The following is an 8233-nucleotide window of genomic DNA, read 5'->3' on the forward strand; positions in this document are numbered from 1 at the left end:
ATGGCCGTTTTCGCACTGATCCTGACGGCCGCGCTGCTGGCGTCCGATCCTGACGGGGTCGTCGCCACCGCCCCCGCCACCACCGTCGATCTCAACGCCGTCGCCCAGCCCGTCGTCGCCTCGACCGAAGGCGCGACCCAGGACGCCGTGCCGCACGGCCTGACCACGGACGAACAGATCGACCGCTGGATCGCCGCCCGCTCCACCGCCGACAAGCCCTGGGCCGAGGCCGCGAACGCGCCGGCGGACCATCGCAAGATGCATGGGGAGTTCAGCGTCACGGTCGGCACCGGCGGCTATCGCGACTATGGCGCGGCGGTGTCGCTGCCGGTCGGCGAGCATGGCCGGCTGGATCTCAGCTACCGACAGGTCGAGAACGGCTATCCCTATGGGCGGTATGGCTCCGGCTACGACAATCCATACTTCGACGACAGCGGCTATGCCTTCCCCGGCTATCAGCCTGAAGGCGCCGCCGCGGAGTACGAATCGCGCCTGATGCGCCCGGGCGGCCCGCCGCGGCGCTTTCCGCTGATCCAGCCGAACCGGGCTGACGACTGAGCGCAGTGGCGGGGGACGGTCGAAACGGAAAAAGGCGGAGCTCGCAGGAGCTCCGCCTTTTCTGTCTTCAGAGTGGTGCCGCCGGGGGGAATCGAACCCACGACCTCAGCCTTACCAAGGATGCGCTCTACCACTGAGCTACGGCGGCCTGATCTGAGGAAGCGGCCCTATAGCCAACCGGGGACAAAGGGGGAAGCCCCGATTTCCGATGCTTGCGGAAAAGTTCTGCAGCGGGTCATGATCGGCCCATGGATGAGTCCGAGACCGCCGCGCCCCGCCCCGACCTGCCGGCGAGCCTGCCGGACCCGCTGGCGCCGGCGAAAACACCCGCGACGGCGCGGGCCCAGCGGCTGGCCACGGCCCTGCGGGACAATCTGAAACGGCGCAGGGCGGCCGCGCGGTCCGGGAAGCCTGCAAAGCCGAGCAACTGAATGTCATCGAGCGGACGGATGTCGGCCTTTCGCTCGAGTGGTCGTCCGCGCTAGATAGCCGATCCCCCCTGCGCCCTGCTCGGGGTCGCAAGAGACGACATGGACAGCATCGCCATCACCGGCGGCGCCCGTCTGAACGGAGTGATTCCGATCAGCGGCGCCAAGAACTCCGCCCTCAAGTTGATGGCCGCCTCGATCCTGACCGATCAGCCGTTGCTGCTGACCAATATGCCGCGTCTGGCCGATACGAAGTTCCTTGGCCGCCTGCTTGAGGCGCTGGGGGTCCAGGTGTCGGAGCGCGACGGCGCCGACGGGCAGGAGACGCTGTTTCACGCCGCCGCCCTGACCTCGACCTTCGCGCCCTATGATCTGGTCCGCCAGATGCGGGCCTCGTTCAATGTGCTGGGGCCGCTGCTGGCGCGCACCGGGGAGGCCAAGGTGTCCCTGCCCGGCGGCTGCACCATCGGCGCGCGGCCGGTCGACCTGCACCTGCAGGCCCTGACGGCCATGGGGGCCGAGATCGAGCTGGACGAGGGCTATGTCATCGCCCGCACGCCGAACGGGCTGAAGGGGGCCGAGATCGAGTTTCCGTTCGTCTCGGTCGGGGCGACCGAGCATGCCCTGCTGGCGGCCGTGCTGGCGGACGGGACGACGGTGCTGCGCAAGGCCGCGCGCGAGCCGGAGATCGGCGATCTGGCGCGCTGCCTGACCGCCATGGGCGCGCGGATCGAGGGGATCGACACCGATGTGCTGACCATCACCGGCGTTTCGTCCCTGGGCGGGGCGAACTGGTCGGTGATTCCCGACCGGATCGAGATGGGCTCCTATGCCGTGGCCGCGGCCATGACCGGGGGCGAGGTGCGGCTGACGAAGACCCGGCCGGAACTGATGACGGCCCTCAGCGAGAAGATGATCGAGGCCGGGGTCGAAGTGGCGCCGACGTCGGACGGGGTGATCGTGAAGCGCGATCCGGCGGTGCGGCTGAAGGCGGTCAATGTGGCGACCGAGGTCTATCCGGGCTTTGCGACGGACCTGCAGGCCCAGTTCATGGCCCTGATGACCACCGCCGACGGCGACAGCGTCATCCACGAGAACATTTTCGAGAACCGTTTCATGCACGCGCCCGAGCTGGCGCGGCTGGGGGCAGACATCTCGGTGCATGCGGGCGAAGCGGTGGTGCGGGGCGTGCCCATGCTGCACGGCGCCCAGGTCATGGCCACCGACTTGCGGGCCTCGGTCAGCCTGGTCATCGCCGGCATGGCGGCCCAGGGCGAGACGACGGTCGGGCGCGTCTACCACCTCGATCGCGGCTTCGAGCGGCTGGAAGAGAAGCTGAGCGCCTGCGGGGCTGAGATCCGGCGGGTCAAGGACGAGGCGAATGAGCACTGAGGCCGGCGAGGTCGAGGCGGACGGGGGGGCGCGCGCGCCGGTCGAGCCGCTGCGCCTGCTGGCCGAGGACGCCGACGACCTGCACATCATCTCCGCCGCCTTGCAGGATGCCATCCTGCGGCCGGTGGACATCGTCTGGGAGCCTTCAGCGCGGCGGGTGACGCTGAAGCTCAGCCGCTTCTGCTGGGAATGCGGCGGCACCCGTGTGATGGCGGCGATGCAGTTCGGCGACGTCATTGCGGTCAAGAGCCGCCGCCTACCGCGCCTGCCCGAGAGCGCGCTTGAACTGCTGGCCATGGAGTTTGCGCCGGATGAGGCGCCGGGCGGGCGGGTCATCCTGATGTTCGCCGGCGGCGGTGACCTGCGGATCGATGTGGAATGTCTCGACGCCGTCCTGACCGACTTGTCGGAGCGGTGGCCGGCGAAACTGGCGCCGACCCATCAGTCGGAAGAGGCGGATCCGACGTGAGCGAACACCGGCTGACCTCGATCGACCTGGACGCCGCAACGCTTCAGTCCGCGACCGCCGAGATCGAACATGAGCGGCGCGTCGCCATCTTCGACCTGCTGGAGAAGAACAGCTTTGAGCCGGCCGGGGCGGCGAGCGGGCCCTATGCGCTGAAGCTGGCGATGGTGGACGGCCGGCTGGCCTTCGACATCACCGGGCCGGAGTTCCACCGGGTGCATGGCCTGTCGCTGACGCCGCTGAACAAGGTGGTGAAGGACTATATCGCCATCTGCGACAGCTATTACGAGGCCCTGCGCGGCACCTCGCCTTCCCAGATCGAGGCCGTCGACATGGGCCGGCGGGGCCTGCACAACGAAGGCGCCGAGGTGCTGAAGGCGCGGCTGGACGGCAAGATCGGGATCGATCACGAGACGGCGCGGCGGCTGTTTACGCTGGTGACGGCTTTGTACCGGCGGGGATAGGAGGCAGGGATTAGGGATGAGGGATGAGGAAGGCGCATCGACGCGGCGTCGACAGTTGGCCTGACCTGTTCCCTATTCCCTCATCCCTAATCCCTAATCCCTGGAAGCCCGCGCAGCGGGCGGCGCCTCGACTAACCCGCCGTTTTCAGGCATACGCCCGCTCCTTAACGACGCGCGCTTTCGCCCGGCGCGCGTTCTGACTCGTATTCACAGGGCGCGAGAGGCCGCATGGCTAAGGAAGAACTGCTCGAGTTTCCCGGCGTCGTCAGCGAACTGCTGCCGAATGCGACGTTCCGCGTGCTGCTCGAGGGCAACGACCACGAGATCATCGCCCACACCGCCGGCAAGATGCGCAAGAACCGCATCCGCGTGCTGGCCGGCGACAAGGTCCTGGTCGAGATGACGCCCTACGACCTGACCAAGGGCCGCATCACCTATCGCTTCAAGTAAGGACGGGCTCGCAATGAGCCGTCCGGAACTGGTGCTGGCCTCGGCCAGCCCGCGCCGCATCGAATTGCTGGCGCTGGTCGGGATCACGCCCGACCGGGTTGAACCCGCCGACATCGACGAAACCCCGCTGAAGGACGAGACGCCGTCGCGTCTGGCCGCTCGTCTGGCCGTGTCCAAGGCCGAGGCCGTGGCGGCCGGAGCGCCGGACGCGGTCGTGCTGGCCGCCGATACCGTGGTCGCCGTGGGCCGCCGGCTGCTGGAAAAGCCCGCCGACGAGGCCGAGGCCGTCCGGTTCCTGAAGCTGCTTTCGGGCCGCAACCATCGGGTCTTCACAGGCGTGGCGGTGACCGCAGGCGTGCGGACGATGCACCGGGTCATCGACACCCGGGTCAGTTTCAAGGTGCTGTCCGACGCCGAGATCGCCGCCTATGTCGCCTCGGGCGAATGGCGCGGCAAGGCCGGCGGTTACGGCATCCAGGGCCGGGCCGGGGCCTTTGTCACCCGTTTGGTCGGCAGCTATCCGGCGGTCATGGGCCTGCCGCTGTTCGAAACGGTCAATCTGCTGAACGGCGCGGGCTGGCGGCCGTGAGCCTCGAGGCCTTTCTCGACGACACGCCCGGCGAGGTCCGGGGCATGGTCGCGCGGGACGGCCGGTTCGAACATCTGCTGATCCAGCGTGAGGACGATGTGGCCGAGCACCGGCTCGGCGCGCGCTGCGTCGGCCGAATCGTCGAGGTCCACCCGGGCCTGAAGGGCGCCTTCGTCGATCTGGGGCCGATCATTCACGGCTTTCTTCCGTTCCGCGGGCAGGACCGGCTGGCTGTCGGTCAGAAGGTCGAGGTCCAGGTGTCGGCCGAGCCGCGCGAGGGTAAGGGGCCGACCCTGCGCCTGATCGGGGCAGGGGAGAGCGCGCCACGCCTGCTCGCGCCCGGCCCGACGGTAGCCGAGACCCTTCGCCGGCTGGCGCCCGGCGTGGAGCCCGTCACGGGGCTGGCCGCAATTCAGGCCAGCTGGGACGCCGAGGAAGAAGCGGGCTGGCCCGGCGAATTCTTCGAAGACACGGGGCTGGACATGATGGTCCAGCGCACCCGGGCCCTTGTCGCCGTCGATCTGGATCTGTCGCCGGCGCAGGGCGTGTCCTTCGGGGCGAGCGCACGGACGCGCGCGAATCGGCAGGGCGTGCAGGCGGCGGCGCGGATGATCAGGCTGAAACGCTGGGGCGGACTGGTGGCCATCGACCTGATCGGGACGGGTCAGGACGGCGATGTGGTCATGGCGGCGGCGAAAGAGGCGTTCGGCGTTGATCCGGACGTGGTGTTCGGGCCGGTCAACCGGTTCGGCGTGCTGCAGCTGGCCCTGCCGTGGCGGCTGACCCCGCTCGAAGAAGTTCTGAACGGCCACGACCGGCGACGCAGGCCGGAGCAACGCGCGCAGGATGCGGTGCGGAGCCTGCGTCACAGCCTGCTGTCCGACACCACGATCCCGCGGATCACTGTGCGTTGCGCTCCGGACGAGGCGGCGCTCGCCGCGCCGTGGGTGGCGCGACTGGGGCCGAGAGCCCATCTGATCGGCGATCCGGCGATCGGGCCGGGCGCCTTTATCCGGGAAGAGGGCTGACCATGGCGACCTGCCCCATCTGTCGCCGTCAGCCGGCGGTCGAAGCCTACAAGCCGTTCTGTTCAAAGCGCTGCGCCGACGTCGATCTGCAACGCTGGTTCACCGGCGGCTACGTCATTCCCGAGGACGTCGACGAACTCCCGCTGGATGAGCGTGACGAAGACTGATCAGACGGCTGGACACCCCCGGACCGCTCGCCTATAGACGCCGCCTCGCGTCGCGACGTGTGCGCCTGGGTAGCTCAGTTGGTAGAGCAGCGGATTGAAAATCCGCGTGTCGGTGGTTCGAATCCGCCCCCAGGCACCATCGCCTTTTCCCGACCGGGGAAAACGACGCGGTCCTTTCATCAAAATGTCGTTTTCCGGCTAAATCTTCTGCTTGGGCTGTGCTGGCTCCCTTGCGAGGGGAAAAGCACCGTCCCGCACTTGACGCTCTGGTATGCGTTCGCCAAAGGAGCTTGACCGCGTTCCTTTGCGGGCAGTCGATGGGGGCGGGGAAAACGGTTTCCCCGAGATCATCGGCGCCGCGCCGGAAGCCATCAGGCAACCGGAGGCGTCACAAGGCGTTCCAAGGATCGGGGGATTTCCCCTCGCATCGGCGGACTAGAATTTCATCGAGGGCGGTCGTCGTCTGCGGCCGTTTCTTTTGGGTTCCACAGTCAGACCAAACAGCAGGAACTGGCGAACTATGTTCGATATCAAGAAGACCAACATCCTCCTGGCCATGGCCGCCGCTGGCGTCCTTATGGTCGGCACGCCGGTTCTCGCGCAGGATGCTCCCGCCGCCGATCCGGCCGCCGCAGCCGCTGCTCCGGCGGCTGACGCCGCCGCGACCACGGCCGCTCCCGCCACCGAAGCGGCTCCGGCCGCGGAAGCCGAACCGGCGGCTGACGCCGGCCACGGCAAGCTGACCCCCGCCAAGATGTTCATGGATTCGGACATCGTCGTTAAGGTCGTTATGATCGGCCTGCTGCTCGCCTCGATCTTCTCGTGGGTGATCCTGCTCATCAAGATGTTCGAGTTCGGCGCCCTCAACCGCCGCACCGACCAGTTCCTCGAATCCTTCCGTCAGACCCGCACGATCGCTGACATGCGTCGTGTGGCGACCTCGGACGAGTTCGACGGCAACCCGCTGGCCGACATGGCCGCCGCGGCGACCGACGAAATCGAACTGTCGCGTCAAGCGGGTCTCTCGGTCACCGGCGATCATGCCGACTCGGCCCTGATGCGCGCCCAGGCGGCCGTTGCCGCCGTTCAGGCCGGCCTGGCCAAACGCCTCTCGGGCGGCCAGCAGTTCCTCGCCTCGACGGGTTCGACCGCACCGTTCATCGGTCTGTTCGGCACCGTTTACGGGATCATGAACTCCTTCATCGGCATCGCGAACACCAACACGACCAACCTGGCCGTCGTCGCCCCCGGTATCGCTGAGGCGCTGCTGGCCACCGGTATCGGCCTGTTCGCCGCTATCCCGGCGGTTATCTTCTACAACTACTTCAACACCCGCATCTCGGCGTACGGCACCCGTTCGGACGGCTTCTCGGCCGAACTGACCAACGCCATCTCGCGTAACCTCGACAAGGGAGCGTAAGCTCGATGGCCGCCAAACTTTCAGGCGGCGGCGGCGGCAAGTACCAAGTTGAGCAGAACAGCGAGATCAATGTCACGCCCTTCGTGGACATCATGCTGGTTCTGCTCATCATCTTCATGGTGGCGGCGCCGCTAGCCAGTGTTTCGGTCGAGCTGAAGCTGCCTGATGCGGTGGCCAAGCCTCGTCCGAACCCGCCGAAACCGATCTACATTTCGATCCAGAAAGGCGGGGCCCTCTACATCGGGGACTTCCCCACCGATCTGGCCACCATGGGCGACGACCTGAAAAAGCAGGTCGGTCAGCGGGATCCGACCAAGGAACGCCTGTTCATTCGGGCCGACAAGGAAGTCCGCTACGGTGAGTTCATGCAGGTTATGAATACGTTGCAGGACAATGGCTTCTACAGCGTCGCTCTGATCGGCCAGGACAACACCAACGCGGCGGGCGGGTGACGCATGGCAGATCAGAACAACGACGCGCCGCACCGGGTGCACAACCCGTTCGATCCGCCGCCCACCCGGATGAACCCGATGGCGCTGCTGATCGCAGCGGTCGTGGTCGTCGGCGTCCACCTGGCGCTCGGTCTCTACCTCTACAAGATGCGCTTCACCATCAAGGAGCGTCTCTTTGAGGACGAGAAGATCGACACCCAGTTGATCAAGCCGCCGCCGCCGCCGCCGCCGCCTCCGCCGCCGCCGCCTCCGNNGCTCATCATCTTCATGGTGGCGGCCCCTCTTGCCGCCCCCTCCGTTGATGTGACATTGCCGCGCGCCGTCGCTCCACTCGCTCCGAACCCGCCCAAACCGATCTATATTTCGATCACGGGCGACGGGCAGGCTTACCTTGGCGACTACGCCCTCGGCCTGGACCAGATCGGTTCAGAGCTGCAGGCGCAGATCGGCCGTCGGAACCCAGCCGACGAGCGAATCTTCATCCGGGCCGACAAGAGCGTTCGGTACGGCGATTTCATGCAGGTCATGAACTCGCTCCAGGACAACGGCTTCTACAGCGTTGCCCTGGTGGGTGAAGACACGGATCGTCAGTAGGGAACGGTGAGATCATGACAGACATCGAATATCACCGTTCCAGGTATGATGCGCCGAAGCCCAAGGGTCTGTTCGGGGTGCCTCCTGGTGTGCTGCTTATCAGCATTCTTGTCGTCAGCCTGGGTTTCGCGATCCTCGCCTTCTACTTCATCAACGCCCAGTTCAAGTTGAAGGAGATCAACTACACCGATGAGTCGGTGGACGTTGAGCTGATCGAGCCCATCC

The 8233-nt window shown here is 66.8% G+C and carries 12 protein-coding genes, 2 tRNA genes and 1 pseudogene; 14 read left to right on the plus strand and 1 reads right to left on the minus strand.

Going from position 1 to position 8233, the window contains the following annotated elements; all coding sequences use genetic code 11:
* Complete coding sequence (locus B3E43_RS03985; protein WP_292026828.1) at nt 1-558, plus strand: hypothetical protein; 558 nt, start codon at nt 1-3, stop codon at nt 556-558.
* Nucleotides 559-631: 73 nt separating this feature from the next.
* Here B3E43_RS03985 and B3E43_RS03990 read toward each other — a convergent pair.
* A tRNA-Thr gene (locus B3E43_RS03990) sits at nt 632-706 on the minus strand.
* 100 nt (nt 707-806) lie between these two features.
* Between B3E43_RS03990 and B3E43_RS03995 the strand changes: the two genes are divergently transcribed.
* The 13 genes and pseudogenes from B3E43_RS03995 to B3E43_RS04055 all read left to right on the plus strand — a co-directional run.
* Nucleotides 807-989: a hypothetical protein gene (locus B3E43_RS03995; RefSeq protein WP_292026830.1), complete on the plus strand. Its 183-nt coding sequence runs from the start codon at nt 807-809 to the stop codon at nt 987-989.
* 99 nt (nt 990-1088) lie between these two features.
* Nucleotides 1089-2378 carry a UDP-N-acetylglucosamine 1-carboxyvinyltransferase gene (murA, locus tag B3E43_RS04000; RefSeq protein ID WP_292026833.1) on the plus strand — a complete coding sequence of 430 codons (1290 nt, stop codon included), beginning with the start codon at nt 1089-1091 and terminating at the stop codon, nt 2376-2378.
* Entirely contained in the window at nt 2368-2847 is a 480-nt protein-coding gene (locus B3E43_RS04005; protein ID WP_292026835.1) for a DUF2948 family protein, read from the plus strand. The genes murA and B3E43_RS04005 overlap by 11 nt, the downstream gene beginning before the upstream one ends.
* Nucleotides 2844-3308, plus strand: a complete 465-nt coding sequence (locus tag B3E43_RS04010) for a UPF0262 family protein (protein ID WP_292026837.1) — start codon at nt 2844-2846, stop codon at nt 3306-3308. The genes B3E43_RS04005 and B3E43_RS04010 overlap by 4 nt, the downstream gene beginning before the upstream one ends.
* Nucleotides 3309-3536: 228 nt before the next feature.
* On the plus strand, nt 3537-3758 hold the full coding sequence (infA, locus tag B3E43_RS04015) for a translation initiation factor IF-1 (RefSeq protein WP_013269122.1): 222 nt from the start codon (nt 3537-3539) through the stop codon (nt 3756-3758).
* Nucleotides 3759-3771: 13 nt separating this feature from the next.
* Nucleotides 3772-4347, plus strand: a complete 576-nt coding sequence (locus B3E43_RS04020) for a Maf family protein (RefSeq protein ID WP_292026839.1) — start codon at nt 3772-3774, stop codon at nt 4345-4347.
* On the plus strand, nt 4344-5375 hold the full coding sequence (locus B3E43_RS04025; protein ID WP_292026840.1) for a ribonuclease E/G: 1032 nt from the start codon (nt 4344-4346) through the stop codon (nt 5373-5375). The genes B3E43_RS04020 and B3E43_RS04025 overlap by 4 nt, the downstream gene beginning before the upstream one ends.
* A 2-nt stretch (nt 5376-5377) precedes the next feature.
* Complete coding sequence (locus tag B3E43_RS04030; RefSeq protein WP_292026841.1) at nt 5378-5542, plus strand: DNA gyrase inhibitor YacG; 165 nt, start codon at nt 5378-5380, stop codon at nt 5540-5542.
* 63 nt (nt 5543-5605) lie between these two features.
* Nucleotides 5606-5681: transfer RNA gene (locus B3E43_RS04035), tRNA-Phe, on the plus strand.
* A 381-nt stretch (nt 5682-6062) separates the two neighbouring features.
* Nucleotides 6063-6962, plus strand: a complete 900-nt coding sequence (gene exbB / locus B3E43_RS04040; protein WP_292026842.1) for a tonB-system energizer ExbB — start codon at nt 6063-6065, stop codon at nt 6960-6962.
* Nucleotides 6963-6967: 5 nt separating this feature from the next.
* The gene (locus B3E43_RS04045) at nt 6968-7414 is read left to right on the plus strand and encodes a biopolymer transporter ExbD (RefSeq protein WP_292026844.1); all 447 of its coding nucleotides are present in this window, start codon (nt 6968-6970) and stop codon (nt 7412-7414) included.
* A 78-nt stretch (nt 7415-7492) separates the two neighbouring features.
* Complete coding sequence (locus tag B3E43_RS04050; protein WP_292026846.1) at nt 7493-8008, plus strand: biopolymer transporter ExbD; 516 nt, start codon at nt 7493-7495, stop codon at nt 8006-8008.
* 14 nt (nt 8009-8022) lie between these two features.
* Nucleotides 8023-8233: pseudogene (locus B3E43_RS04055) on the plus strand (energy transducer TonB); the annotation flags it as partial.

Origin of the sequence: Brevundimonas sp. UBA2416 (assembly GCF_002343105.1) — a bacterium.
GTDB lineage: Bacteria > Pseudomonadota > Alphaproteobacteria > Caulobacterales > Caulobacteraceae > Brevundimonas.

What these genes read in the sequence shown, in the direction of transcription:
- exbB (WP_292026842.1), top strand. Translation starts at nt 6,063, where the DNA reads ATGTTCGATATCAAGAAGACCAACATCCTCCTGGCCATGGCCGCCGCT.
- B3E43_RS04005 (WP_292026835.1), top strand. Translation starts at nt 2,368, where the DNA reads ATGAGCACTGAGGCCGGCGAGGTCGAGGCGGACGGGGGGGCGCGCGCG.
- B3E43_RS03985 (WP_292026828.1), top strand. Translation starts at nt 1, where the DNA reads ATGGCCGTTTTCGCACTGATCCTGACGGCCGCGCTGCTGGCGTCCGAT.
- infA (WP_013269122.1), top strand. Translation starts at nt 3,537, where the DNA reads ATGGCTAAGGAAGAACTGCTCGAGTTTCCCGGCGTCGTCAGCGAACTG.
- B3E43_RS04045 (WP_292026844.1), top strand. Translation starts at nt 6,968, where the DNA reads ATGGCCGCCAAACTTTCAGGCGGCGGCGGCGGCAAGTACCAAGTTGAG.
- B3E43_RS04030 (WP_292026841.1), top strand. Translation starts at nt 5,378, where the DNA reads ATGGCGACCTGCCCCATCTGTCGCCGTCAGCCGGCGGTCGAAGCCTAC.
- murA (WP_292026833.1), top strand. Translation starts at nt 1,089, where the DNA reads ATGGACAGCATCGCCATCACCGGCGGCGCCCGTCTGAACGGAGTGATT.
- B3E43_RS04020 (WP_292026839.1), top strand. Translation starts at nt 3,772, where the DNA reads ATGAGCCGTCCGGAACTGGTGCTGGCCTCGGCCAGCCCGCGCCGCATC.
- B3E43_RS03995 (WP_292026830.1), top strand. Translation starts at nt 807, where the DNA reads ATGGATGAGTCCGAGACCGCCGCGCCCCGCCCCGACCTGCCGGCGAGC.